This is a genomic window from Thermodesulfobium sp. 4217-1 (assembly GCF_039822205.1).
GTDB lineage: Bacteria > Thermodesulfobiota > Thermodesulfobiia > Thermodesulfobiales > Thermodesulfobiaceae > Thermodesulfobium.
Genome location: NZ_JBAGBW010000002.1, coordinates 84,581 through 111,215, shown reverse-complemented (window position 1 = coordinate 111,215; position 26,635 = coordinate 84,581). Strand labels below are relative to the sequence as shown.

General features: G+C 38.0%; 26 protein-coding genes. 9 read left to right on the top strand and 17 right to left on the bottom strand.

The window, feature by feature from the left end; all coding sequences use genetic code 11:
• Nucleotides 1-3: 3 nt before the first annotated feature.
• The 6 genes from V4762_RS01655 to V4762_RS01630 all read left to right on the top strand — a co-directional run bounded on the left by V4762_RS01655 (nucleotide 4) and on the right by V4762_RS01630 (nucleotide 9,071).
• Nucleotides 4-3,087, top strand: a complete 3,084-nt coding sequence (locus tag V4762_RS01655) for an efflux RND transporter permease subunit (RefSeq protein WP_347314030.1) — start codon at nucleotides 4-6, stop codon at nucleotides 3,085-3,087.
• A 1-nt stretch (nucleotide 3,088) separates the two neighbouring features.
• Nucleotides 3,089-4,291, top strand: coding sequence for an MFS transporter (locus V4762_RS01650; protein ID WP_347314078.1), 1,203 nt, complete (start codon nucleotides 3,089-3,091; stop codon nucleotides 4,289-4,291).
• A gap of 115 nt (nucleotides 4,292-4,406) precedes the next feature.
• Nucleotides 4,407-5,576, top strand: a complete 1,170-nt coding sequence (locus tag V4762_RS01645; protein ID WP_347314029.1) for an iron-containing alcohol dehydrogenase — start codon at nucleotides 4,407-4,409, stop codon at nucleotides 5,574-5,576.
• Nucleotides 5,560-7,296: a diguanylate cyclase domain-containing protein gene (locus V4762_RS01640; RefSeq protein WP_347314028.1), complete on the top strand. Its 1,737-nt coding sequence runs from the start codon at nucleotides 5,560-5,562 to the stop codon at nucleotides 7,294-7,296. Before V4762_RS01645 ends, V4762_RS01640 begins: the two co-directional genes overlap by 17 nt.
• Complete coding sequence (locus V4762_RS01635; RefSeq protein ID WP_347314027.1) at nucleotides 7,280-8,530, top strand: NlpC/P60 family protein; 1,251 nt, start codon at nucleotides 7,280-7,282, stop codon at nucleotides 8,528-8,530. Before V4762_RS01640 ends, V4762_RS01635 begins: the two co-directional genes overlap by 17 nt.
• 19 nt (nucleotides 8,531-8,549) lie before the next feature.
• Nucleotides 8,550-9,071: a hypothetical protein gene (locus V4762_RS01630; RefSeq protein WP_347314026.1), complete on the top strand. Its 522-nt coding sequence runs from the start codon at nucleotides 8,550-8,552 to the stop codon at nucleotides 9,069-9,071.
• Nucleotides 9,072-9,082: 11 nt separating this feature from the next.
• Here the strand turns inward: V4762_RS01630 and V4762_RS01625 are convergent, their stop codons facing one another.
• Genes V4762_RS01625 through hrcA form a run of 4 tightly spaced genes read right to left on the bottom strand, consistent with a single transcriptional unit; the run spans nucleotide 9,083 to nucleotide 13,149 of the window.
• Nucleotides 9,083-10,279: a radical SAM protein gene (locus V4762_RS01625; protein WP_347314025.1), complete on the bottom strand. Its 1,197-nt coding sequence runs from the start codon at nucleotides 10,277-10,279 to the stop codon at nucleotides 9,083-9,085.
• Complete coding sequence (locus V4762_RS01620; protein ID WP_347314024.1) at nucleotides 10,266-10,988, bottom strand: RsmE family RNA methyltransferase; 723 nt, start codon at nucleotides 10,986-10,988, stop codon at nucleotides 10,266-10,268. The genes V4762_RS01625 and V4762_RS01620 overlap by 14 nt, the downstream gene beginning before the upstream one ends.
• Entirely contained in the window at nucleotides 10,988-12,103 is a 1,116-nt protein-coding gene (locus tag V4762_RS01615) for a DnaJ C-terminal domain-containing protein (protein ID WP_347314023.1), read from the bottom strand. Before V4762_RS01615 ends, V4762_RS01620 begins: the two co-directional genes overlap by 1 nt.
• A complete protein-coding gene (gene hrcA, locus V4762_RS01610; RefSeq protein ID WP_347314022.1) occupies nucleotides 12,100-13,149 on the bottom strand; it encodes a heat-inducible transcriptional repressor HrcA in 1,050 nt (349 codons plus the stop codon). Before hrcA ends, V4762_RS01615 begins: the two co-directional genes overlap by 4 nt.
• Nucleotides 13,150-13,335: 186 nt before the next feature.
• On the opposite strand from hrcA, the gene ilvD reads away from it, so the two are divergent.
• The gene (ilvD, locus tag V4762_RS01605) at nucleotides 13,336-15,009 is read left to right on the top strand and encodes a dihydroxy-acid dehydratase (protein WP_347314021.1); all 1,674 of its coding nucleotides are present in this window, start codon (nucleotides 13,336-13,338) and stop codon (nucleotides 15,007-15,009) included.
• An 87-nt stretch (nucleotides 15,010-15,096) separates the two neighbouring features.
• Here ilvD and rsfS read toward each other — a convergent pair whose 3' ends face one another.
• Together rsfS and yqeK are read right to left on the bottom strand one after the other, a co-directional pair.
• The gene (gene rsfS, locus V4762_RS01600; RefSeq protein WP_347314020.1) at nucleotides 15,097-15,447 is read right to left on the bottom strand and encodes a ribosome silencing factor; all 351 of its coding nucleotides are present in this window, start codon (nucleotides 15,445-15,447) and stop codon (nucleotides 15,097-15,099) included.
• Nucleotides 15,434-16,033 carry a bis(5'-nucleosyl)-tetraphosphatase (symmetrical) YqeK gene (yqeK, locus tag V4762_RS01595; protein ID WP_347314019.1) on the bottom strand — a complete coding sequence of 200 codons (600 nt, stop codon included), beginning with the start codon at nucleotides 16,031-16,033 and terminating at the stop codon, nucleotides 15,434-15,436. The genes rsfS and yqeK overlap by 14 nt, the downstream gene beginning before the upstream one ends.
• Nucleotides 16,034-16,111: 78 nt before the next feature.
• On the opposite strand from yqeK, the gene rpmB reads away from it, so the two are divergent.
• Complete coding sequence (rpmB, locus tag V4762_RS01590) at nucleotides 16,112-16,300, top strand: 50S ribosomal protein L28 (protein WP_347314018.1); 189 nt, start codon at nucleotides 16,112-16,114, stop codon at nucleotides 16,298-16,300.
• Between the two features lie 6 nt (nucleotides 16,301-16,306).
• Here rpmB and V4762_RS01585 read toward each other — a convergent pair whose 3' ends face one another.
• Nucleotides 16,307-17,452 (bottom strand): type IV pilus twitching motility protein PilT, encoded by a 1,146-nt coding sequence (locus tag V4762_RS01585; protein ID WP_347314017.1) that lies wholly within the window; start codon nucleotides 17,450-17,452, stop codon nucleotides 16,307-16,309.
• On the bottom strand, nucleotides 17,442-17,768 hold the full coding sequence (locus V4762_RS01580; RefSeq protein ID WP_347314016.1) for a TusE/DsrC/DsvC family sulfur relay protein: 327 nt from the start codon (nucleotides 17,766-17,768) through the stop codon (nucleotides 17,442-17,444). Before V4762_RS01580 ends, V4762_RS01585 begins: the two co-directional genes overlap by 11 nt.
• Nucleotides 17,769-17,908: 140 nt before the next feature.
• Here V4762_RS01580 and V4762_RS01575 point away from each other — a divergent pair, with 140 nt between their 5' ends.
• Nucleotides 17,909-18,538 (top strand): hypothetical protein, encoded by a 630-nt coding sequence (locus tag V4762_RS01575; RefSeq protein ID WP_347314015.1) that lies wholly within the window; start codon nucleotides 17,909-17,911, stop codon nucleotides 18,536-18,538.
• Between the two features lie 27 nt (nucleotides 18,539-18,565).
• Here V4762_RS01575 and V4762_RS01570 read toward each other — a convergent pair whose 3' ends face one another.
• From V4762_RS01570 to V4762_RS01530, 9 genes are all read right to left on the bottom strand, one after another.
• On the bottom strand, nucleotides 18,566-20,185 hold the full coding sequence (locus V4762_RS01570) for a (Fe-S)-binding protein (RefSeq protein WP_347314014.1): 1,620 nt from the start codon (nucleotides 20,183-20,185) through the stop codon (nucleotides 18,566-18,568).
• Nucleotides 20,160-21,080 (bottom strand): respiratory nitrate reductase subunit gamma, encoded by a 921-nt coding sequence (locus V4762_RS01565; protein WP_347314013.1) that lies wholly within the window; start codon nucleotides 21,078-21,080, stop codon nucleotides 20,160-20,162. Before V4762_RS01565 ends, V4762_RS01570 begins: the two co-directional genes overlap by 26 nt.
• Before the next feature lie 246 nt (nucleotides 21,081-21,326).
• Nucleotides 21,327-21,818: a hydrogenase maturation protease gene (locus V4762_RS01560; RefSeq protein WP_347314012.1), complete on the bottom strand. Its 492-nt coding sequence runs from the start codon at nucleotides 21,816-21,818 to the stop codon at nucleotides 21,327-21,329.
• 26 nt (nucleotides 21,819-21,844) lie between these two features.
• Nucleotides 21,845-23,308 (bottom strand): Ni/Fe hydrogenase subunit alpha, encoded by a 1,464-nt coding sequence (locus tag V4762_RS01555; protein ID WP_347314077.1) that lies wholly within the window; start codon nucleotides 23,306-23,308, stop codon nucleotides 21,845-21,847.
• A 161-nt stretch (nucleotides 23,309-23,469) separates the two neighbouring features.
• Complete coding sequence (locus V4762_RS01550; RefSeq protein WP_347314011.1) at nucleotides 23,470-24,438, bottom strand: NADH-quinone oxidoreductase subunit B family protein; 969 nt, start codon at nucleotides 24,436-24,438, stop codon at nucleotides 23,470-23,472.
• Entirely contained in the window at nucleotides 24,438-24,854 is a 417-nt protein-coding gene (locus V4762_RS01545; RefSeq protein ID WP_347314010.1) for a hydrogenase iron-sulfur subunit, read from the bottom strand. Before V4762_RS01545 ends, V4762_RS01550 begins: the two co-directional genes overlap by 1 nt.
• A gap of 22 nt (nucleotides 24,855-24,876) precedes the next feature.
• Nucleotides 24,877-25,770, bottom strand: a complete 894-nt coding sequence (locus V4762_RS01540; protein WP_347314009.1) for a CoB--CoM heterodisulfide reductase iron-sulfur subunit B family protein — start codon at nucleotides 25,768-25,770, stop codon at nucleotides 24,877-24,879.
• Nucleotides 25,771-25,773: 3 nt separating this feature from the next.
• Nucleotides 25,774-26,337 carry a 4Fe-4S dicluster domain-containing protein gene (locus tag V4762_RS01535; RefSeq protein ID WP_347314008.1) on the bottom strand — a complete coding sequence of 188 codons (564 nt, stop codon included), beginning with the start codon at nucleotides 26,335-26,337 and terminating at the stop codon, nucleotides 25,774-25,776.
• Between the two features lie 16 nt (nucleotides 26,338-26,353).
• Entirely contained in the window at nucleotides 26,354-26,632 is a 279-nt protein-coding gene (locus V4762_RS01530) for a 4Fe-4S binding protein (protein WP_347314007.1), read from the bottom strand.
• Between the last annotated feature and the right edge of the window lie 3 nt (nucleotides 26,633-26,635).

Here is a 26,635-nt window from a genome sequence, read left to right as displayed (position 1 = left end):
AATATGCTGAAATGGTATATTACTAGACCTCATTTTATATTTTCAATACTTATAATATTCGCACTTCTTGGCGTGATAGGGTTTTTTAACATATCCAGAGATCTATTCCCGCCTGCTGATAGGCCTCAAATAGCAGTAGTGGTGGTTGAGCCAGGAGCCTCTGCAAGGTATGTTGCAGACCACGTAAGCGCAGTTATAGAAAGAGAGCTCTATACCCTTAGCAACATCAGAAGGGTATACTCCACCTCCAACGACGGATTTTGCACTATCACAGCAGAATTTAACTATGGGAAAAATATCGGAGAAGCTAAGACAGACGTCCAAAACGGTCTTTCTAAGGTAGCCAATCTACTGCCAAACGATATCCAAACTCCACAAATATACGAAGTTACATCCTATTCTCAGCCTGTAATTACCCTCTCAATATCTCCAAAGGAGGGTTCAAGTCTGTCAATGCCCGATGTAAGATATATTGCCGAAAATCAGATAAAAGATGAAATATTAAGAACTGGCAAGGTAGCAAACATTGATGTTTTCGGCGGGTATGAAAAGAATATAGAGATAAGATTCGACAATGCAAAGCTGGCATCCTTAGGTCTCAGCGTCCAAGATGTCGTAAACACTATACAAAAATCAAACAAAGATATCCCCCTTGGCATAATTATGAACCCGAATTCACAATATACCTTTAAGGTGCTTACAGAAGCCACCAATCTTGATATGATAAGAAATTTTCAAATAACGCCTGGCGTAAAGTTACAAGACGTAGCCAGCGTAGATTATGACTATTCTCCTCCTACATCCTTCTACCACGGAGATGGTCATCAGGCAATTGCTGTTGCCGTCCAAAGGCCTTATGGCGGAGCAGTAATGACGACTATCAATGCGGTGGAAGACGTATTGCCCAAGCTTAGAGCACAATTTCCACAATTAAATATTCAAGTAGCAGACACCCAAAAAGAGCTCGTACAGCTCAGCAATGACAACATGTTAGAGGCATTAAGAGATGCGATAATATTCACCGCAATTGTAATATTTTTATTTCTTGCCGACTTAAGGCTTACATTAATCAGCGCAATATCGATACCGTTTGTATATCTTGCAACCATAGCAATAATGTGGGTGCTAAATATAGGCTTCAACACAGTTAGCTTAACTGCTGTAATCTTAGCTCTTGGCATGCTGGTAGACGACGCAATTGTAATATTGGAAAATATCGAAAGACATTTCACCCAGCTGAAGGAATCTCCATTGGACGCAGCTATAAATGGTACAAAAGAGGTTATGCTTGTAGTCTTTGGGGGCACCCTTGCCACAAGCGTGGTGCTTTTGCCACTAATGTTTGTAGGTGGATACCCTGCCCAGATCTTCATACCCCTTGCGGGCACTTTGTTAATTGCAATAGTAGTTTCATATTTTGTATCGATTACGCTCATTCCAATTCTTAGCATAAAAATGTTAAAAGCTAACTCAAAAAAATCAAGACTCGAGACGAAAATTAATAACATTATGGACTACTGGCTCAATCCATTTAAACAATTTTATGTAAACGCAGTGAAATTTTTAATTGATAACAAAAAAATGAGAATGCCCTTGACCCTCCCTCTCATACCTCTTTTAATGCTTAGCGTTGGTATAATAATACCTACCATAGGCAGAGATCTTATGCCACCAATGGATACAGGCATTGTAAAAGCGAACGTAACCTTTGACAGCAATACTTCTATTTTAAAAGTAAATCAAACGCTTTTTAAAATAGAAAAATACGTAAAATCCCTTGGCGATGTAGAAATGATGTCAGACGCCATAGGCTCAGAACCAGGGGTTCTGACTGTCTCAGCAGGCCCTCCTCAAGTAGCCGTTATGACAATTCACTTTGTAAACAGGTTCAAAAGAAGTGCAACTATCTGGCAATTGGAAGATAAGATCAGAAATTATATTAGAACCCTGCCAGATGTAAAGTATGCAGACGTGTTTGACTATGGCGCTACCCCTTTATCGTCTATAAAAGCCACCCTGGACACTACCATCTATGGAGACAGTGTAGAATCGGTCAATAGAGCTGGCAATGTCGTTATGCAAGCCATGAAAAACGTCAAAGGTTTAAAATCTTATTCAAAAAACTGGGATATGGACAACCTGGAATACGTATTTAAGATTGATCACTTGAAAACTGCATATTATGGAACTACTCCATATGACGTAGCATCTCAGCTCTCTGCTGGAATACAGGGAGCCACTGCATCAATCTTTACCGTTCCAAATGAAACTGGATATTTGATAAAGGTAATACTGCCCACATCTTCAAGAGAATACGTAAACAGTTTAAAGAGTTTTTTGATAAAGACTCCAAAGGGCTTTATCCCTCTTGAATCTTTTGGGACTTTAAGCACAATTTATGAACCCACGATTATTACCAGGGAGGCAATGAAGTATACTCAGGACGTAATGGGATATCGCTCTACCTTTCCTGTTACCCACATTATGGAAAGCTTTACGCCAGCTCTCCAAAAAGCCATAAAAGATAACAAGGGCAAAGTAACTTCTGATGTAGAATTAAAACAGACTGGCGATATCACCACAATGATGGACTCTATGGGAAGGATGTTTAAAGCTATATTAGTTGGCTTCATTCTTCTTTATCTGGTACTCGTTCCAATATTTAGATCGTGGCTCAATCCTCTTGCTATTATGGCAGCTATACCTCTGTCAATAATTGGAGGCGCATGGTCGCTCTTAATAGCTGACAAAACCATGTGTCTACCAGCTATCATGGGTTTTGTTCTACTTTCTGGTATAATCGTTAAGAATTCTATATTGATAATTGATTTTATAAAAACATATCTTGACAATGGTTATGGTATAGAAGAAGCGGTATTACAAAGTATCCACATAAGAACCAGACCCGTTATGATGACCGCGTTGGGAACAGCAGTTGGCATGATTCCAATAGCTATGCAGTGGGCAATTGGGCTCGAGAGGCTATCGCCTCTTGCAGTAGTTGCCATTGGAGGCTTGATTTTTGGAACGTTCTTAAGCCTTATTTATGTTCCATTTTTCTCATATTTTTTGACAAAGAAGGGTTAATATTAGATCTATATTAGATGAAGAAAAATATTTAGTTTACGCAAGGGCAATAAGAAGTATTGGTCAGGGCACACTTCTAATTGACTTTCCTCTATATTTACACCAGATAGGCTGGGGTGCTGTTTCTATAGGCGCCCTCTTTAGTGCCAGCCTGTTTATAAATGGTATGCTATCATTTCTCTTTGGCTTAACTGCAGGAAAATATGATAAGAAAAAGTTCATCTTAGGATTCCAAATAGTTCTTATAATCTGTGCAACAATTGCCCTTTTTACCTCAAACAACCTACTTCTTGGGGGCGTAGCTATAATCGGTGGTTTTGGCAGAAGCGGTATGGGCGGTTCTGGTCCATTTGCGATAATAGAGGTCTCCTGGCTAAATGACCTGATAAAATACAGCAGGAAATCAGCGATTTTTAGTCTGAATAACTCTTTAATATTTTGTGGAATGGGCATAGGAACAATGGTTGCAACTATTCCTGAATTTCTATCAAAAATTATTGTTCCAGACCTTGCATTTAGACTAGTCTTTCTTACCATAATATTCTGGAACATAATTTGCTTTTACCTTATCACTAAAGTAAAGAGCGACCCTATAGCTCAAAACAATAGTATAGATAAAGACTCTGAAGAAGAAAAAAAGATTAATAAAAAAGAAAACAGGAGCTTAATACTGCTTTTTGCAATAAATTCGCTCAACGGTCTCTCTCTTGGTTTTATAATGCCTCTTTTGCCCTACTGGTTTAAGCTCAAATTTAACAGCAATGCATTTGATCTTGGAATAATATTTACAATTTCACTATTTATGACTTCTCTTTCAAGCATCTTATCCATATATATTGTCAAAAAACTCGGCGCAGCAAAAACTGTTACCTTTATGAGGTTTGGCGGGCTTATGTCTTTGTTGTTGATGATCGCGTCTCCAAGTTCACTATTAGCAGGATTTTTTTATATGATCAGATCCTTTTTGAATAGAGGGAATATAGGCGCCAGACAAGCTCTTGTCGCTAATATTACCAGAACTAAGGCCACCCTGGCACTGAGCATAAACAACTTCTCTCAAATATTGTCACTATCAATTGGGCCATTCATAACTGGAATATTTTTTGCACACAAAGACTATACCACCCCATTTATCATAGGTGCAGCATTTCAAATACTCTATCTTGTATGTTTTTATATGTTTTTCAAAAAATTTGAGGTATAAAAATTATAAAAGAAATTTTAACAATTCTATATATATGTACAGTGGAAAAATCTTTTAATTAGTTATATAATGCTTATATATTTGTTTATAACGCCACATTTTAGGGGAGAATGTTATGAGTATAGAGAAGCCAATGTATAGGATTTCAAAGTTCGTTGCTCCCGAATTCATATTTGGAACTGACTCTATAGATTATGTAAAAAGATATATTAAGAACTTTTCCCTCACATCGCCCATTGTAATTACTGACTCAGGGGTATTGAAAGTTGGCTGGGCCAAAAATATTTTTAAGCAACTAGAAGAAATTAATATAAATTACTGTATATTTGAGAATATCACAGAAAATCCAAAGGACTACGAAGTCGAAGAAATTGCAAAAGTTATAAGAAATTGTGATTGCGATTCTATAATTGCAGTAGGTGGCGGAAGCGTAATAGACGCTGCAAAGGCAGCAGGCATAATGTGTACAAATCCGGGCTCTATAAGAGACTACGAGGGAATTGATAAGATCGTGCATCCAATGCCTCCAATAATTTGCGTGCCTACAACCTGCGGCAGCTCAGCAGATGTGTCGCAATTTGCAATTATTAAGAACACTGATGAAAAATACAAAATGGCGATAGTCAGCAAGTCGCTAATTCCTGACATATCAATAATAGATCCAAAAACTATGACAACCTTGCCAAAAGAGCTTTTGATAGCCACATCCCTTGATGCATTGACGCACGCAGTTGAATCCTACGTATCATTGGGCTCATCTCCCATTACCGATATGTTTGCCCTAAAAGCCATAAATCTTATTTTTGAAACCCTTCCAAAAGCAGCCAAAGATCCAAAAAATATCAATTACTTAGAGGATCTAATGCTCGCAAGCCTTATGGCAGGAATGGCTTTCTCGAATGCCAGTCTGGGAATGGTTCATGCCATAGCGCACAGCATAGGAGGGTACAAAGATATCAGGCATGGAACCTGCAACGCCATACTTTTAGACAGCGTAATAGGATTCAATTACCCATATGCGGCTTACAGATACGACAAAATTAGTGAAAGCTTAGGGTATGACTTAAAAAATCTAAAAGAAGAAGACAGAAAGAAACTATTAATTGAGAGCGTTATCGATTTAAAGAACAAAATTGGGTTTAATATTACATTAAAAGATTTACAGCTAAAAAAGGGTGAAATAGATATAATCTCAAGACATGCAGTAAACGATCCTTGTATGCTAACAAATCCAGTTATGCCAACTTTAAAGGAGGTGAAAGAATTCATTGAGAGAAATAGCTAAAGAGCCATCATTTATTGAAAGCATTAGAAAACAGCTAATAGGTTTAGGAGAAGATTCCTCAAAAAAAACATATTACGGCGAATTAAGAGAAAAAATTCAATATCTTGAGCGCTTCAGGGCTCTTCTTGACAGCTCTACAGATATGATCTTTCTTATAAACTTCTCAAACAAAAGGCTGATTGACGCAAACCTTAGCGTAATAAAAAATTTGGGCTTTAGCTTAAAAGAGTTAGAAAAGATGTCAATTCTTGAATTCATAAATATTAATGAAAGCGAATACTTAGAAATTTTTGATTATGTTGTCTCAAAAGACTTTACAAAATCTATTGTTACCGAGTTAATATGCAAAGACGGTAGAAAAATTCCCGTAGAAATTACAATAACATCAAAAAGGTTTTCTTCTCAGTGGTATTACATTATAATAGCCAGAGACATTAGTGAGAGGATTGCCAAAGAAGCTGAGATAAGAGGCAAAGAACTCCATTACGCAAAAATTCTGGAAAATATATCAGACGCGATAATGGAGCTCTCAGATGACTTTAGGGTATTGTCAGTAACCCCATCGGTAAACAAGATCTTGGGATATCACGATTATGAAATCATAGGCCACTACTTTTATGAATTCGTAGAGGACCAAGACCTTGAATCGGTAGTATCAAGTTTTTCAAATATTGTCAAAAATGTACACATTGACTTTAGAATAAAAAACAAGAAAAATAGCCCAATTGTAGTAGGCGCAAGCATATCAAAGATTGTAGGAGAAAAAACCGCATACGTTTTAAGCCTGAGAGATATATCTAAAATTTCAAAAATCAATAAAGATTTAGAAGAGAAGGAAAGACGCTTCAGAGTTCTCTTTAACAGCATAAGCGAAGCAGTTCTGCTCTTTCCCATTCCAAAAAGAGGACAATTTGAAAAACTTGTAGAGGTAAACGATATCACCTGCACATTTTTAAATAGAAATAAAGAAGAAATTTTAAATCTAACTATAGAGGACATTATTACCCCAGGCAAAGAAAAAGAGGCCCTTATTGAGAAGTTAACCTCAGGAGAGTATGTCAATGGCGTTCAGGCAGAGTTAATTAGCAAGGGCTCCCAAAACATCTGTGTGGAGATGGACATAAAGAAATGCCACATAGGAGACCAGGACATGGTTTTGCTAATAGTCAGAAACGTCACAGAGAAAAAACTATTGGAAAATAAACTAAACTATCTTGCTTTTCACGATCACCTCACAGGATTGTCAAACAGAACGCTTTTTTCTGACAGAGTTCACTATGAAATCTCAAGAGCAAAAAGGAACGGAACATACTTAGGAGTAATGTTTTTAGATCTTGACAGATTCAAAGACGTAAACGATTCTGAAGGGCACCAAATAGGAGACAATCTCCTGCAGATAGTAAGCGCAAAGCTTCAGGAAAGAATTAGAGAAACGGACATATTAGCAAGGATGGGTGGAGACGAATTTGCAGTTTTAGTGCCAGATCTAAAAGACAAAAGCGAAATAAGACCATTAGCAGAAAGAATTCTCCAATTATTTGAAGAACCATTTACGGTCAACGGCCATTCTTTTAAGCTGGGTATAAGCATAGGAATAAGCACATACCCATACGATGCCAAAAGCTACGAAGAGCTTCTAACCAATGCAGATACTGCAATGTACAAGGCAAAAAATTCAGGAGGCAACAGGTTTTTATTCCATTGTGAAAACAATCTTTAAGCTAAACTTAATAATATTTATATTGCTGCTATTTCAGGCTAACGGCCTTTGTTATGCGGATTTTAGCATTGATAATTACAGATCTGAACTAAGTAGCGATATATTAATGACAAATATTGAAATCAACAATTTCAATAAAAAGATTAAGGGCATCGTTTCCCTTAGAACCTTCAAAGATAAAATCTCAAAAACAGAATTAGAAAAGCTCATCTTCCAAAACGATGACTACTTTCCTCTATACATAGATTCAACCTATTACGAACACCAATATTTCACAAACAATATCGTTATAAACGATATGAATACCATAAGATACGCAATTACGTTAAAAAGAGTAAACGTAAGAACCTTTCCGACATTGTTGAAAGCTACCTATAACTCCGATTCTTCTGGCTTCGATCAGTTTCAAGAGACAACCTTTGAAATAAATGAACCGATATTGGTATTAACTGAGGACAAGAGTCAATACTGGCTATTCGTTCAGGGCAAGAATTATAATGGCTGGATCTTAAAAAAGGACGTCGCATTTTTCCAGAATAAAAAAGACTTTACAAATTACATAGGTTCGCTAAACGCTAATTTTATAACGACTACTTCTTCGAAATCGAGATTGACGTTCGATACGGGAGAATATCAAGATGTAAATATGGGAATCAAATTCATATTGCAGGAAAAGACACCAATAAACGGCTATTGGAAGGTAGAGGTGCCTATAAGAGATAAATCAGGCATAGTTAGCTTTGTAACGGGACAAATCCCAACTTCTGATGCAGTTTTTCAATATCTGCCTTATACGAGAAAAGATATTATAGACCAGGCCTTTAAAATGCTAAATCAACCTTACGGTTGGGGTGGAGAAAATGGTTTTCACGATTGCTCATCTTTCGTTCAAGATATCTTTAAAACCTTTGGTTTTACCTTCCCAAGAAATGCAGACATTCAAGAGCTGCTACCTGGAAACAGGTTTTCTTTCAAGGACCTTGAATATAATGAAAGATTGGATATCATAAAAAGACTTAAACCTGGAGCGCTTCTGTTTATGCCCGATCACGTGATGCTCTATCTTGGATATTTTGATAATTCTGCCTATGTAATTAACGACATCACATCGTATTACCAAAACGGCTATCTTGTAAGGGACTATAAAGTAGCAGTTACTGATATAATTAGTACAAGAAGGGCTAACTCTAAAAGCTTTTTAGAGTCTTTGACTACAGCAGTTGAAATACCATAAATTTAACGAGGTGATAAATATGAAATTTTTAATTTTTATAACAGCTTTCTTGCTATTTTTTGCCGCATCAACTTCAGCACACGCAGAAGAGATGAATAATACATATTTGCAGCAGATAAATCTTGATGTCCAGGCAGACTCCTCTATATATGTGCCAAAGGGCACGGGAAAAGTTACCGATAGATCTATGGGCGACGAGGACCTTTCCAAGTTCTACGATATAATAAAATCAGATTTCAACTCTCATAACGTAGGCATCAATCCCAATAGCAATATCCATCTAATAGTAACGGTAACTGATGTAAAAAAAATTCCGCAATTTAGCTTCGGACTATCGGGAGGTAAGTCTTTCATAAAGGCGAAAATTGTCCTCTTGAAAGGTGAAAACGTTATAATTACCGACTCTGTATACGGCGAAAGTAGCTCCTCCACTCCAATTTTCAGAACAAACAATCCCTTTGAAGGAGCTATGAAGGAGGCATCAGCATCAATTATGAGAAAAATATTGCCAATAATAATCCCAGGATTTCCAACAAAATAGCGTAAATATACTTACTCTAAAACCAGATGATTTTTATCTATTGATTTACCCATTAAAATAGCTGTTCTTGATAAACGCTTATTAAGTTTGATGGGAATATAGTTTGAGCTGTGACCGTACAACCAGTTCTCATCTTCGCTCTCCCATAAGGGATCTGATATACTCTCACCTATAAATCCCTCTAATATCTTCGACTGAGAGAACCTTTCGGTTATCAACTTTTGTCTTTCTAAAAGAATCTTTCTATCGAGCGGTTTTAGATCTGCTGCTATAGTTCCTTTCCTTGAGGAAAATGGGAAAGAGTGAACCCTTACAAGAGGAAGCCTCTCAAGAAAGTCGACTGTCATCTGAAAATCTTCATCGCTCTCAGTAGGATAGCCTACAATTATATCGGTAGAAACGAGAAAATCATTTCTTGTTTCTTTAATCTCAAAGATTTTGCCTAAAATCTTATCTAAATTTGTAAATCTTCTCATAGACCTCAGAACATCAGGACTTGCACTCTGTAGAGAAATATGAAGGTGCGGCTGTAATTTACCTGTGTTAGCCATTAAGTCTACAAATTCTTTGTTCAGAAGTAGAGCTGGATAAATAGATCCAAGTCTTATCTTGATATCTCTATTTTCGATTAATTTAATAATTTCTTTCAAAAGCCAAACTATATCAAGTCCAAAGTCATATCCCCACAACGCTACTTCAATTGCGCTCAAGACTATTTCATTCACATCCTGGATCAAAGAAATCTCTTTTCTTATATCTTCAAAGGGTCTTGATTTCAATGGACCGCGCAAAAATCTTATAATACAGTAAGAGCATTCCCTACAACATCCATCTCCAACTTTAAGGACATATCTCTTTCTGTCGTGATAATTCGAACTATGAACGTTTCTGCTCAATAAATCGCTTAACTCTTTGTTGTCAAAGAAATTTACTCCTGGAAAAATTTTCTTCAAATCCTCAGATATTGAGGCAGCACATCCAAGAAAATATATATCTTTATTAAGCTTAGTAAATTTTTTCAGCATCCTAACGGAATCTTTTTGAGCATTTTCTGTCACCGCACAGCTATTTAGTATGATTACATCGGATAAATTAGCTGATGGTTCATCCACACAGTCAGGAAAGAATAGATCTTTAAATTTGGAAAGATCTGCCTGGCTTACCTTACACCCTAATGCAAGAGAAAAAACCTTTTTATTTGATGTCATTTGACAGATAAAATAAAATACTGCATGCAGCCACGCTTGCCGTCTGCACCCTCAGAATCCTTTCGCCCAAAGATGAAACGTATGCCCCCTTTGACTGAAGGTATTCTATCTCGCTCAAAGAAATCCCGCCTTCAGCACCGATAAATACCGATAAGTCTCCAGAAATATCAGATTTAAACAGCTCTTTAATTGATTGATTCGAATTTTCCCAAAAAACCAGCATCTTGCCTGTAAAAAGCGCATCCGGTATCTTAAAGAGTTTATAGGGCCCCAAAATTTCTGGAACCACTCCCCTGCCTGCGAGCTCAGCCGCTTCTTGTGCAATCTTTTGCCATCTTTTTATCTTATTTAGAGACACCTCTCCATAAGAATTTCTCTCACCATATACCAGAACAAATTTCTTAACACCAAGCTCTGTACACATACGAACTATCTCACTGCATTTGTCACCTTTTGGCAGAAACTGAAACAGCGTAATATTTAGCTCAGGCTCTTTTGCGTCAGATCCTTCTCCAAGAACAATTTTATCTAACTGAACTCTCGATCTAAAAACGCTCCCTGCGCCATCCAATACGATGACAAGATCGCCATCCTTTAGACGAAGAACCTTGAAAAGATAATGCCTTTCGTCTTCTTCTAGCTCGACAAGATCACCTGCTAAAAAATCTTTTATTCTTTCTTTATTTACATAAAGCCTTGGTTCAGACACTATTTTTTGATTTTTTTCTTAATTTTTTTGAATATATTATCCTTCTCCTGATGTTCTCCTCTCAGTTGGGCAAGCTTCAAATACAGCTCTTTTTCCTCATCGCTCACCTCGGTTGGAGTTTGTATAACCATTCTCAAGATCAGATCCCCTCTTACTCTGCCGCCCTGCTTAGGCAACCCTCTTCCTCTTATCTTAAATTCTGTATAGGGCTGAACTCCGGATGGTATTTCATATTCAGAAAAGCCTTCCTCTGCATCAGGCGTATAATATTTTATTTTTGTCCCAAGTACAGCCTGCGGGAAACTTATAGTCGCGGGGTAAATAAGATTATAACCATCTCTGATAAATCTTTCATCGTTTATATATCTAATTTGAACATATAAATCTCCGAATTCTTCTCCATAGGAGCCTGCATTTCCGCCCGATCTGACTTTAAATATCTTCCCCTCTTCGCTAAATGGGGGTATATCAATCGATATCTTTGCCTTTGAAACCTTTCTCCCCGTTCCCCTGCAATGAGGACATGGATCTTCAATCACAAAACCTTTACCATTGCATTCTGGACAGTTATAAGTTTGGTAAACGTTTCCAAGAAGTGTCCTTCTTGATGAGGTAACCTGCCCTGCACCGTGACACACCTTACAAACAGTTTTTTTGCCGCTTGTAGAACCTTTGCCTTCGCATTTTTCACATCTTTCATATCTGTCATATTCTATTGTCTTGCCAGGAGCGCCATTTATGGCTTCAAAGTAGGTCAAGCCTACCGCAAGCTCTCTGTCTTCACCCCGAAAACTAACAGTCCTTCTTGCCCTTTCCTGACCTGCACCAAAAAAATCACCAAAAAAGGTTTCAAATATATCAGACATGCCGCCAAAAGGATCAGCCATCTCCTTATCAGTGCCAAATCTATCATATCTAGCTCTCTTCTCAGAGTCAGAAAGAATCTCATAAGCCTGTGTAAGTTCCTTAAATTTCTCAGCACATTCTGGATCGTCTTTATTCACATCAGGATGAAGTTCCTTAGCCAGCCTTCTATATGACGATTTAATTTCTTCAAATGAAGCCTCGCGAGAAACTCCAAGCACAGAATAAAGATCTTTATTATTAGTTCTCAATCAAATAACCTCCTCAAAGCATTGGATATTTTATGTGCATAAGAATCAAGCAATTCTACTACGTACGGGTACCTTACGCGCGTAGGAGAGATAAGTCCTATAAAACCTACTACTTTATCAGCATAATAGTATGGTATCTTAAAAAATGTAAACTCCCAAAATTTTGGATCTTCATTTTCTTCTCCAATAATAATCTTAATTTCTCTTTTTTCCCAAGGATTCTCAAAAAGTTTTTGAACAATTCTATCCTCTTCCTCCAACAAAGCTACCAATATATCAAATTTTTCCCTATCAGAAAAGTCAGGGAGATTGAACATCTTCATACTATAATAAATATAAGCCTTCTTGTCAGTAGCTTTCCACAAATGTTCTGTAACGCTCATCAATATTTGCTTAGCTTGAGCAGAGAGATTAAAAACAGGAGCAAAAACCGAATCAATTTCAGAATTTATTTCGCTTCTATTTTTACCCAGTATTTTGCTCTTTATAAGAGAATTTATAACAAGTGCATCTTCATCTTTTGAAATATCTATATTCAAAGAATATGTAAAAGTAATACCTCCATCAAGGAGCAAAAACACAATACATTGTCCCCTTCTCACGTAAGAAAGGTGAAAGTCCCTTACACAAAGCTCCAACAACAATGGATGAGATACTATTGCAATGCCAAGAGTCTGACTTGAAAGTTGTTTGGCAATATTTTTTAGAAATTCATCTATCGGGTTCTCACCAGTAAATTCATTTTCAGTTTCTATCATTTGGCTTGAACGATTTTTTGACCACTCCATTAGAGAATCTACATAATACCTATAGCCAACACAAGACGGTATCCTGCCTGATGAGATGTGAGGCTGGTTTAAAAATCCCTCTTCTTCAAGATCTGCCATGTCGTTTCTGATGGTGGCAGGACTAACCCCCAGATCAAACCTTTTCCATACCGTTCTTGAAGCTACAGGTTCTGCAGTATGAGTATAGCTCTCAACTACAGCCCATAAAACTTTTTTCTTTCTTATAGAGAGGTAATCATCAGAAAATTTGCCTTTCATAATTACTTAAGTCCTCTTTCTTAAATGTTTTTATTTCATTCCATATATATTATAATACAGTTATGATTTAAGAGTTAATACTTAAATTTATAGTGGTTTTCTTAGAATCCTGAAATTTTTCGATTAAAAATATGCTTGTTTGCAGATAAAATTTATTCACATAAAATTAGCCGAAGGGAGAAAGAGATGCCAAGAAGAAGTGACGAGGTTACAAAGGGGATCGAAAGAGCACCGCACAGATCACTATTTTATGCAATGGGTTACACAAAAGAAGATATGTCCAAACCGCTTATAGGAGTGGTAAACGCATACAACGAAATAATACCAGGCCACATTCACCTTAAAACACTTGTAGAGTATGTTAAAAAGGGAGTTAATCAGGCTGGTGGCGTACCCATTGAATTTCCTGTTATAGGAATCTGCGACGGTATTGCAATGGGTCATGACGGGATGAAGTATCCTCTTGCTTCCAGAGAATTGGTAGCTGATTCTATTGAAACTATGGCTCAGGCGCACAAATTCGATGGCCTTGTTCTCCTTACAAATTGTGACAAGATTGTCCCTGGTATGCTCATGGCTGCCGCAAGATTGAATATCCCATCAATCATAGTTTCAGGCGGACCAATGCTTGCTGGGAGATTTCAACAAACCGATGTGGATCTCATCACTGTTTTCGAAGGTGTGGGTCACAAAACACGCGGGGAGTATGACGATGCCACGCTTGAAGAACTTGAGATGTGTGCATGCCCAGGATGTGGCTCCTGCTCTGGAATGTTTACCGCAAACACTATGAACTGTCTTTCAGAAGCCTTAGGGATGGCACTCCCAGGAAACGGCACAATTCCCGCAGCATTTGAAGGCGAAAGAAAGAGGCTGGCAACATATGCTGGAATGAAAGCAGTAGAATTAGTAAATAATAATATTTGTCCAAGAGACATACTTACTTCTCAAGCATTTGAGAATGCAATAGCAGTAGATATGGCTGTTGGTGGCTCTACAAATACAGTGCTGCACCTTCCAGCCATAGCTCACGAAGCAGGAATAAAGCTGCCTCTTGAAATATTTGACCTTATATCATCAAGGACACCAAACCTATGTAAAATCAGCCCTGCTGGAAAGCAACACATACAGGATTTAAATGAGGCTGGCGGAATCAGTGCTGTAATGAACGAGCTTGCAAAAAAGAACCTTATAAACTTAAATAATATTACAGTTTCAGGAAAAACCATCGGAGAAATTATTAAAAATAAAGCAGTCAAGAGAAGGGACGTAATTAAGCCTATTGATGAGCCATATTCTCAAAGCGGAGGTATAGCTATACTAAGAGGGAATCTTGCCCCTGATGGCGCGGTGGTAAAGCAATCAGCAGTAGACAAAGAAATGTTGGTTCACGTTGGACCTGCAAGGATCTTTGATTCTGAGGAAGAAGCTATGAAGGCGATATTGGCTGGGCAAGTAAAATCAAAAGACATATTGGTAATTAGATATGAGGGACCAAAAGGCGGACCAGGCATGAGAGAGATGCTGAGTCCCACATCAGCAGTTGTTGGAATGGGGCTGGGCAAAGAAGTAGCACTTCTTACCGATGGAAGGTTCTCTGGAGGCTCTCGTGGTGCAGTAATAGGGCACATTTCTCCTGAAGCAGCCGAAGGTGGACCAATTGGCCTAATAGAAGAAGGCGATACGATAGAAATAGACATACCCGCCAAAAGGATTGAATTAAAGGTTGACTCTCAAACCCTGGAAAATAGAAAAAAGAATTGGTCGCCAAAACCGCCCAAAGTAAAGTCGGGCTATCTTGCAAGGTATGCGAAACTTGTAACCTCAGCGAACACTGGAGCGGTATTCAAAGACGACTAATAGATAGACATATTTTCACAATTAAAGTGCGCCTGCATTGTTTAGTGACAGGCGCACCCGATTAATATTCAGTGATTATGGTTATATTTAGCTAATTTTTTCTACGCTTACGTCCTTCCAAAAACCCTCTAAGTTATAATAGTCCCTCTCCATTGGAGAGAATATGTGTATTACTATGTCTAAAAGATCTACTATAACCCAGAGCCCTTCATTATATCCAGAAACTCTAAAAACATTTCTGCCAAGCTCTTTGCACTTTTCTGCCACACTATCAGCAATTGCCTTAACCTGTATTGGTGAGTTTCCAGAAGCAATTATAAAATAATCGCATATTATAGACCTCTCACCAATAGAAAGCAGCGTAATATCTTCACCTTGTTTGTCCTTGATACAATTTACAATTTCACGTGCAAATAATTTAGAATTATTTTTTTCCAAATAAGACCTCCAAATTTTCTTTTTTACAGTAATAATTCCATGCGTCAATTGACACAGGATGAAGCTCTTGATTGTTGTCCATTAGATATTTGAAACTATAAGTAAAACACCACAAAAAGACCTTGTCAATATCATCAGGCAAAATCTTGCGCGCATTAAGCAAATCCTCATCTACATGCGAGCCTTCAGTTATAGCCAATTTATCTGCCATAAAAAGCGCTGCAGCCATCTTGCCCATATTCGGAGCACCCGTTGTATGAAGACAAATTGCCTCATATATCTCCCAATCAAACACATTTAGCCTATCTATTAACCAGTTTGCCGCAACCAGACCATGAAGCAAGATGGGCCTTTTTTCATCTAAAGGAGAGATGTTTATTTTATATTTCTTAGCCTCGCTATACATATCTTCAGGAGCCAGACCCCTTGCAGTGTCGTGCATTAAAGCTGCTACATATATCCTCTCTACATCCACATTCATAAAAGATGCAATATACTTCGCCTCTTCGGCAACTGCCATAGTATGATGAAACCTGTAGGTATTCCCGAGCCTGTTCTTTACAAACTCAATAACCTTTTCTGTCAAAGCACTTCCCTACCTTTTCAAAATTTATTTTTTCTGTTAAGATTATAATACTTTGTTTAAAATAAAGGAGGCGAAACAATGTCAAAATTTTGCGCAATTTGCGGTAAAGGTCCATCCGCAGGAAATAATGTAAGCCACTCAAATAGAAAAACACGCCGTCGCTTTTTGCCAAACCTTCAAAAGATAAAGGTAAACCTTGAGGGCAGCGTAAAAAGCGTTTATGTTTGCACAGGCTGCATAAAGACGAACAAAGCAGCAAGAGCATAAAGGGGATCAATGCAAATTATCCCCTCCCTTTTGGGAGTTCTGAGCGCCTGTAATTTCTCCGAACGCATCAGCACTGTTATACACTCCTTTTAGCATCTGTTCGAGCTCACTCGGCTTGTAAGAAGCGTTAACCGCTGTGGTTTTATCGATCTTTTTATCCTGAAACAATTTAAATAAAGCTTGATTAAGAGTACTCATAGAATTATATTGTCCATTTTTTATATCAGAATACATATCGTCCAGTCTTGCTTCTGCAATTAAGTCCTTTATATGAGGGGTTACCACCATCACCTCACAGACAACCACCCTACCTTTATTGTCTGCAGTGGGCAGCAGAGTTTGAGACATAACTACTTTTAGCGTCTCAGAAAGCCTCAGTCTCACAAAGTGCTGCTGATCTGCTGGAAAGGTATTCACAATTCTATCCACTGTAGAGTAAGAATTGTTTGTGTGAAGGGTAGATAAAACTAAGTGTCCTGTTTCAGCAGCTAAGAATGATGAGTTAATGGTCTCCTGATCTCTCATTTCACCAATAAATATAATGTCTGGATCTTCACGAAGAGCATATCTCAAAGCCTCAGGGAAGCTTCTTACATCCACACCAACTTCTCTTTGAATAATGTTTGATTTTTTATCAGTGAAAACATACTCTATTGGATCTTCAACAGTTATAATATTTAAGCTTTTCAAGGCATTTAAATCGTCAACCATAGATGCCATTGTAGTAGATTTTCCAGAGCCAGTCGGTCCCGTGACAAGAACCAAACCCTGTCTAAACTTTCTAATCTTTTCTATGACGTCAGGCAAGGATAGCTCTGCCCAGGAATAAGGATTCATAGGCAAGATCCTTAATGCAATACCTATCGTTCCCCTGTTAAAATAAATATTTGCACGGCATCTTGATTTTCCCTCGTATGTAAAGCCAAAATCAAGACCGAGCTCTGTAAACATTCTTTTTTGCTGATCTGGAGTTAGCAGTTGTAATATTATCTTTCTTAGCTCCTCATCCTTAAAAAAAGGCAATGAAGAAATTTTTTCAAGTTTTCCATGCACTCTAAATACTGGATAAGAATCGTTTTTAAGGTGGATATCGCTCGCTTCCAGCCTTAAGGCCTCATCAAAAACCTGAGCAAATAAGGGATCAAATATCACCAGTAGGCACCGGTAAACCAGCCAATTTGCTTAATAGATAGAGATATCCATCTTTGTATTTCATTGGGAAAAGTCCTGACATGTCCTTTTCACTTACATTAAATTCTCTCTCTATCTGCTTTTTTGGAGGCATAATTTTGTCGACTTCATAGTATCTTCTTACATAATCAATAATCTTCCAGTGAATATCTAAAAGCACAATCTTATTCTCAACTGCTACAGCTTCAGCAAAATCCTTTGTCCACGAAGAAAAATCCAATAAATTGCCTTCCTGATCGATCTTAAATTCCTTATCTTTAACCTTAAATATCCTCAAAAAACCACCCCACAAATTGTTTTTTTTATTATATCATAAATTTTCGAATGAAATATTTGATTTAGATCAATTTATAAAATTGCATTTGATTTAAAATAATAATATGTTTGCTAATCACATTTAACTTGAGGGAGAAAAAAATGAATCCAGAGATTCTAAATAAATTTCCAAAGAGCTTTTATGTTCCAGATGGTATCTTAAATCAGTTGCAGCTGAAATTGCTTTCAGATTTGTCCTGCGATGGATATGAGGTAATATTATCAGGAAACTCATCGGTCACTATTCCAAAAGTAGATGATACAACAAAAGAGAAAATGAAAGAGGCAGGATTTTTGGACCTGCCGCATATGGAAAATAAGGTCTTCTACGCTCAAACTTGTCTCTCGAAACCATACTGTCCTATGTCAAGACAAGATGCAAGAAGTCTATCAAAAAAGATAAATGAAAATTTCTATGGAATTAATACTCCCGCAAAAGTAAAGATATCTATTAGCGGCTGTCCCAATGGGTGCAGCGAACCCTTAGTGAGAGACATTGGGTTGATGGGCTATCCCACAGGATACACATTAACCGTTGGCGGCTTCGCTGGAAGAAATGGCGGTATAGGCGAAACAATTTCAGTAAATTTAAATGAAGAACAAGTGGTAGAGAAACTAAAAAAATTGTTTTTTGTCTATAAAAGCCATGCGAACGAAAAAGAAAGATTTTATAAATTTCTAAGAAGAGTAGGCTTAGAGTTTATAAAAGAAAAAATGGAGAGTGCAGAGTAATCTTCACCCTCCAAATAAAATTATAAATTAATATTCATCCCATGAAATATAAGGCTTCTTCATATCAACCATAGAATTTACCATAAGTTCAACAAGACCGCCATAAGTGAGATTAAACTTGTCCTTGCACTTATAGTGCTCAAAAAGGTCCCTAATGGTTCCCTTGCAATTTGAACATGGCGCACAAACATATTTGGGAATGCCAGGATCCAACTCTTCTTTGAAAGCATTTAAAATCTGATTTAGCTTAACTCTTGAAGATATCTTGTTTCTCCACTGCGGAAAGTTTAAGCCCTGCATAATTGCAAAGCCAGAACCTCCGCCGCAACAATAATTATTGACCCCATTTGGATGCATCTCTCTCCACCTTGGAGCAATAGCGTTTAGTACATTCCTTTGCGGCATGACTATTCCCATATTCCTTACCATATTACAAGGGTCATGAAGGGTCACGGGAAAGTTATTCTTTGAAGGATCGAATTTTATCGCCCCGCTTTTGTAAATTTCCCAGAACAAAGGCAAGCAAGACTCTCTTGATAGCTCAGAACTGGCAAGATCTCCAGTTAAGATTCTATCTCCGATAACGCAAAATGCCTTTGTAGAGTGTCCGCATTCGCCGATAACTATCCTTTTAACTCCAAGATCCTTGCCAATCTTTGCCTGTCTCAAGACTACCCTTGCCGCCTCTATGTCGTCATTCCAAAGACCATAGTTTATATTGTCATATCCAACAGGCTCATCAGATATAGTCCAGTTTATTCCAGCAGCATCAAACAATATCGCAAATGCAGCAGGGTTCTCATACCAGGATACATACTCACCAGCATTATGAATCAGCAGTATATCAGCACCTTTTTTGTTTATTGGGAATTTAATCTTTATTCCAGTTTTTTCATAGGTATCTTCCTCAATAAACTCTAAATAGTCTTTTAGCGCCATTGGGGAAAGCCCAGTAGATGAACCTACTGTTAGTTGCAAACGAGAACCCTTCTCTAATATTTCAGCAGGAGAAATGCCCAACTCTTGACTTAAAAGAACTCTAATTTCTCTTGCAAGATAGCCATTATCAATGCCGACAGGGCACCTTTGGGCACATCTCCTACATAGATTGCATCTGTGAGCTAACTCAGCCAACCTATAGATAGTTTTCCAATTAAGATCTACATCAGCGCCTACAAAAGAGCCTAAAAGCTTCCCCTCTGGAGTGAAATATTTCTTATATATTCTTCTCAAAATTTCTATCCTATAAGTAGGTCTATAAATCTCTTGCCTACCACTACCGACAAACACATGACAGGCTTCAGAACAGGTTTGGCACCTTACGCAATAATCCAAACCAGTTTTCAAAACCTGTAGCATAGTCCAATTATTTTTTGGATCCAGCAGCTTCTCGAAACCACTCAGAAATTTTCTAACAATTTCATTTTCTTCTTCCTTAGTTTTCGGTGGATACAGATTACTAAGCGCAACATGCCCATCTAAATACCAATCGTATGAATTTTTTATGCTATCGTTTGTTGGCTCTAATGGCGTCTCTTCGCCTTTGTCTATGCCCAATATATCTATCAAATCATCCATCTCAATAGGAGCCATAGGTTCTTTAAGATCTTTTGAAATATCGTTAAAGGGTGGTCTTTTTATTGCCATTATTGTTTCCCCTTTCTTCTACTTTTAAATTGGTAGCGACTTCAGCCCATGAAGCGCCCGGTATAGCATGTGGGGCAGCCCAGTATTGTTTATATTTTAGTTGTTCCTGAAGAATTAAGTCTTGTTTGTTACCTTTCATCGTAAGCGTATCGTCCCACATAATGCCGTGCCAAGTCCAATATTTAATCGGTGCATGCATATATTTTGAAAATGGAAAATAAAACAGGAAAAATTGAAACAGGAAAAATTGAACAATTACAAAATTAGATATATTTGCAGGTTTAAACGATATCACTGAGCCAAGATACTTTAAAATATCGTGATTTGCGTCAAACAAAAAGGTTGATAAAGTTGCCAAAAACAGAAAAAGGAGTAGAAAAAGATTAAAAAAGTCTAAAGGCGTCGTATAAAGCCTCAGCTCCTGTGAAAATATTCTTCTTAGAATCAAAATAAATGATCCCAATACTCCAAATGCTCCAGCTACGATTCCAAAAATGCTCGATAGCTGTATCAAAAAGTAGAATGGCCAAAAGACAGAAAAAACTGATAAGAAAATCCAACCAAATAAAATATATAGCCCCCAGTGCAAGAGTAAAGATGGGAACCAAAGACCATAAATGTTATACTCGTTCACCCTATCCAAGAAAAGCACTTCTCTAAGGATTTCAATTATATCGTTCACCCAAATATTTTTCAGTCCTTTTCTTACCTCTTCGACATAATTCACGTCTTCCATATAACTGCCGCCATAACTATATTTTGAATCGTGAACCACAGGGTACAATTCTGCCCTGAGATGCAAGGGCATATTGTTGATCTTTAATAATTTCAAAAAAGATCCTACAAAAAAACACATTACAGAAAACCATGCAAAATAGATCATAAATTGATTCAATGTAACCTCCTTTGAATAAGATATTTACAAAGTGTTTATTTTATCACATAACTTTACTATTATATTAAAAAAGTTATTATTTTCAAATATTTACAGAAAATTCAGTCATATTATAAAAAAATTATTTAATTTAAAATAAAATTTAAGAATAAAAAAATCCTAAAATTATGAATAAGAAATAATAAAAAAGGGTACTATGCCTTTATAAAAATTTAGCATAGTACCCTTTAGCATATTTTAAGCTTATTAAATTTTACACTTCTCAGAATCTTTAACTAAATTCTGAATTCTTTCAACCACCTCTTCAATAGCCTTCTGTACCATAGGAGTACAATCGGTGCTAAAAGTATCTACATCGAGCAATTCGATTGTAAAAATCCTTATGTCTTTAGGCATATCATCGCCTAAAATCTCAATGCCTATCTTCAGTGTAGATGGCAAAGAAATGTTATGAGACCCTGAGTATGTGAGAGTGTGAGACAAATCATCAGGAGATACCTCCTTTACAGTACCAGGAGCATCACCAGAACGAATGCCATCTACAATTATCGCTCTCTCATAACCAAATAAAGTATCTAATACGTCAAAATCAGTAGTCATCAGGATATGTGTGTCCACAAATCCCTCTAATTTTTTGGCTACTTTAATACCAACCGAATCATCGGTCAATACAGGATTGCCTATCCCTAAAACTACAGTTTTGCCTCTTCTTTCAATACTTCTTTCATCAAAATCCAAATTATTACCTACCTACAATATTTTTTCTAAAAATTCTTCAAAGTCTTATATGGTTTGCCTTCATGATCATAAATGTCTATCTGCAAAGGATCGTGCCCAGGAAGAGCATGGGTAGCACATGCTAGACAAAGATCGTATGGTCTGTAAGCTAACTCAACCATATTGAGTAATCCTTCATTGATAACACCATCTTTAATGAAGTTTTGTGCTGCACGCTTTACTGCAACATTTATAGGACCTTTATTGTGTGTAGTAGCTACCACAATGTTTGCCTTTTCTACAATGCCTTTTTCATCAGTTACATAGTGATGTATCAGGGTGCCTCTCGGAGCCTCTACTATCCCTACTCCTTCTGATGCAGGACCTAACTTAGATCTGACTTCTGGATTGCACAAAGTCTCGTCTTTTGCCAACTCACGAATGTTTTCAGCAGCACAAAGGAGCTCAATAGCTCTTGCCCAGTGATAACCCATAATATTATGAACAGGTTTGTGCCCAAAAACGCTAAACATCTTTTCATAAGCTTCCTGAGCAAGAGGAGTAGGCATTCCGCTTGCCACATTCAATCTTGGAAGTGGTCCAACGCTATATAGGCTTGTATCAGGACCATCGACTACGCCCTTCCAACCCTTTTGCTTCATATAAGGCATCTTGAGATAGCTCCATGGGAGGACTCTCTCAGCGATATAGTCTAGATATTCCTTACCTTTAAATCTCGCTATCTCTTTGCCGTTTGTATCTATAAATTTCTGTGTGCCTTCATAAAAGGCAACTTTGTCATTCTCATCTACCGAGCCCAGATAGTTAGTAACTACTTTATAAACATCTCCCGTAACCAGCTTTACATATTCAGGATTGTTAAGTACAACATCTCCGAAGATCTTCAAAGTTAGCTGGCCTAATTCTACCATTTCTTCAGCTAAGGCCATTATCTCTTTTCTTTCATCCTGAGTTACCCTCTTCGACCAGCCTCCTGGAAGAGCAGCTACTGGGTGTATAGGTTTGCCGCCCAACATTTCCAGCACTTTGACTGCAGCGTACCTCTTCCTTAGGACCAGTTTTCCAGTTTCAGCGCCGACAGCATTGACTAAGCCTATAAGGTTTCTCTCAGCAGGATTAGCTGTTGGTCCTACTACAAAATCAGGAAAACCAAGGGCATATAATATTGCAGCGTGATCTTCTACATAGTGCGCGTTGAAGAATATCTCTCTTATCTTACGAGCAGTAGGAGTAGGCTCTACATTGTAGACTCCATCAGATGCTTTCATAGAAGCGGTAAAGTGCACTGCACGACATACTCCGCAAATAGTTGAAACTGTCCTAGGGACTTCTTCTATAGGCATTCCCTGCAAGAAACGCTCATATCCCCTAAGCTCAACTACTTGAAAGAAAGCATTATCGACATTTCCTTTCTCGTCTAAGAACATGCTTATTTTGCCGTGTCCTTCAAGACGAGTCATAGGATTAATTTCAATCTTTGTTAAAGCCATATCATTTCTCACTCCTTCTTTACTTTTCTGTCCACCATGGAAAAAATTAAAGATTCCAGAAAGATCCATTTATCTTCCCCCCTTATGTACAGAAATATGAGATTTTATTCCTATTCTCAAGATAGCCATTTGGTTAACTTCATTATCAATAAAACTCATACCTAAACCTTTTTTACTTTTTTGCCCAACATAGATGACGGGAGCGAATAACGATAGAATAATTTTACTGGGCTAGGTATTTGGTTTACCAAGTCTTCATTATCCATTAATGAGGCAATAGCACTTACTGCCCTCAATCCAAAGTCTTTCACCCCTGGAATTGGTCCACCGCAGCCAGCACACGGAATGTTTACCTTAGGGCACAAAGCCCCACAATCTCCTTGAGTAATAGGTCCCAGGCACATATAGCCCTGCTGAAGTAAACATTTATTTTCATCTGGATCACCGTCTATTGTTCTTCTAACTTCCTTTACCATTTCTCTCTTTTCATCAGTATTTCTCGGATTTCTAACGCAAACATCGCAAACAGCCTTACCATTTGTTATCCAGGAACCCTTAGGAGGCAATTCGCCTTTCAATATCGCAACCAATGCGTTTAGCACAACCGAGTGATGCGGTGGACATCCACCTAAAAAGAAATCAACATCGATGACTGACTGGATTGGTCTGACATAAGGATAAAATGTAGGCAAGGTTAAGTCATACTTCCCATCCAAAAGGTAGCTTGGCTGTGGAGTAACGCCTTCTGGATTGTCGGTGCTAAAGGTATCAAAGTATGCGGTCTGGAATATTTCTTCCTTTGTGTGCATGTTGGCCATGCCAGGAATTCCACCCATAGCAGCACATGCTCCATAAGCAACGATTACATTACATTTTGCCCTCATAACCTTACACATATGCTCGTGTTCATCCAAACGAATCATTCCCGATATCAATCCTACATCAATTGATTTATCAGGCATAGCCTCTAAATCTTTATATTTTACGTCAGCAACAGTTGGCGCCCAAAAAACCACTTCCAGAGAGGGCAGCACGTCTACAAGCGTTTCTGAAATATCTACTATAGCCATATCACAGCCACCACATGCTCCTGCCATCAAAACAGCTAATCTAAGCTTTTTGTCTGCCATTACACTCCCTCCTTTACCCTACAGGGTCCCAATTCTCTCACATTTTTCTCAAAAGTCGTCATAGCCTCTGCAAATCTCTTCCCCTCAGAACCAGAAATCCATTCTAACTGAAATCTTTCTGTTTCTATCCCCATATCAAGAAGAATGCGTTTCAACAAATCAAACCTTCTTATAGCCTTATAATTTCCCTCTTTATAGTGGCAGTCTCCAGGGTGGCAACCTCCAATAAATACCCCGTCAGCACCCCTTTTAAAAGCCTCCACTACAAATTCAGGCTCTACCCTTCCACTACAAGGAACACGTATAATCTTTATGTTGGATGGGTAATCATAACGTAAGCTACCAGCAAGATCTGCCCCCTGATAAGTACACCAGTTACACGCAAAAACGATCAAATTAGGTGTCCATTCGCTCATAATTTATTGAACCTCCATAATACTAATTTATCTTCTTCAGCTTTCCTAAAATTCCACTCATATCTGTCGTGCTAAGCCCGACAACCTGCTGTGGATCCGCCCCCAAACAAAGTGCTAAGAGTTGTACGTAATGAATAGAAGGTATCTCATAATCAATCTTTTTATCCTTCTTCATAGGAGCTTGAGCAGTATCAAACTGGATCAGGCAAGAACTACAGCCTGTAACCAAAAGATCAGCTTTTATCTCATTCTTCATAGAATCCAGTTTCGTCTTTACCAGCTTAAATGATGCCTCAACGTTTGTAGAGCGCATACCTCCCATTCCGCAACAATCCACAACACGACTGTAATAAGGAGCAGAAGCGCCCAATGCCTCACAAAGCTCCCTTAGCATGACAGGGTGAAAAGAATCTTTTTCCCCCTCTAAATAAGCTTCACTTGGCCACAGAGAGTGACAACCTGGCTGAACGCCAACAGTAACGCCTTCCAAAGTATATTTCAAAGCGCTTTTAATCTTCTCAATGCCAATTTCATTGTAGAAGAAGTTTGTAGCAAGCCTAATCTTGGTCGAGCCTTTATATTCCTTACCAATAGCCTTAAGCATCTCGTTTACCTTTTCTCTAAGCTCAGGCTTTGTATCCAATTTATTTTTTGTTTCTGCCAAACTGCCATAGCAGCTGCCACAAACGGTAACCATATCAACGTTCTTTTCTTCAGATATTAAAAAGTTACGTGCCCCTAATGCACACCATCCAGCCTCATCTACAGAAGGCATAGTGCCCCATGTTGGGCAGCAAGACTGACCATCCAGATCGTCAATATCAACGCCTAAAATAGGCAACACATAGCGAAATGCTTTTTCTAAATCAGGTCTATTGAATGCTGTATTACAACCTACAAAAAAACCTACTTTCATCGGCTACACCTCACAACAAGTGACATCAGTCAGTCCCGCATCCATCGGAATAATGCCCAATGAAGACAGGGTTGACTTGTTCATTAGAATCCTTAGTTCTTTTAGAGCTTGAGGATTATTCGCGGTTGTAGGAGCTTTTTCTGGCAAACCTACTTTTTTTCTATTTTCTCCCGCGTTAGAAAAATATACAGCGTGGCCTACATCATATAACGACTTTAGGCCCTCTATCGCAAGGGTTGGTAAAGCAAATTCCTTCATTGCAGAACGCCTCATCGCCATTATTACGCCGAAAGGCTCTACCTTTCTTGGACATACCTCAGTACATCTATTGCATGCCTGACAAGCCCAGATAGAGCTGTCATCGAGCAAAATTTCTTTCTGACCTATCAAAATAGATTGGATAACACGTTTATTAAAAAATTCAAAACCAGCAAGAACCATTGGACACGCAGCAGCGCACTTGGCGCACTGGATACAATCTAACAGCTCCTCTGCTCCCAATTTCATTATCTCATCAGAAAAACCTACTTCACCTTCTGAAATATTAAGAACTTCTATTTCAGCCACTAACGTTCACCTCCTCTTAAAAAGTCAAATTCTCTATTTGTGATTCAATTTGCTCAGTAGAAAAACCCTGTAAGGTTATAGCCTTAGAAGGACATGCGGCTACGCATACTCCGCACCCAGTGCAGAGCGCCGGGTCAATGTAAGCCCTTTTCTTTTCGCCGTAATCCTTCCAACCAATTGCAGAGTAAGGACATAATGGCAAGCAAACACCGCATCCGCTACACTTATCAGAATTAACTTCAGAGACCAAGGACTCCACGTTATCTGTAACTTTAGGGATCTCAGTTACCGCCATTAC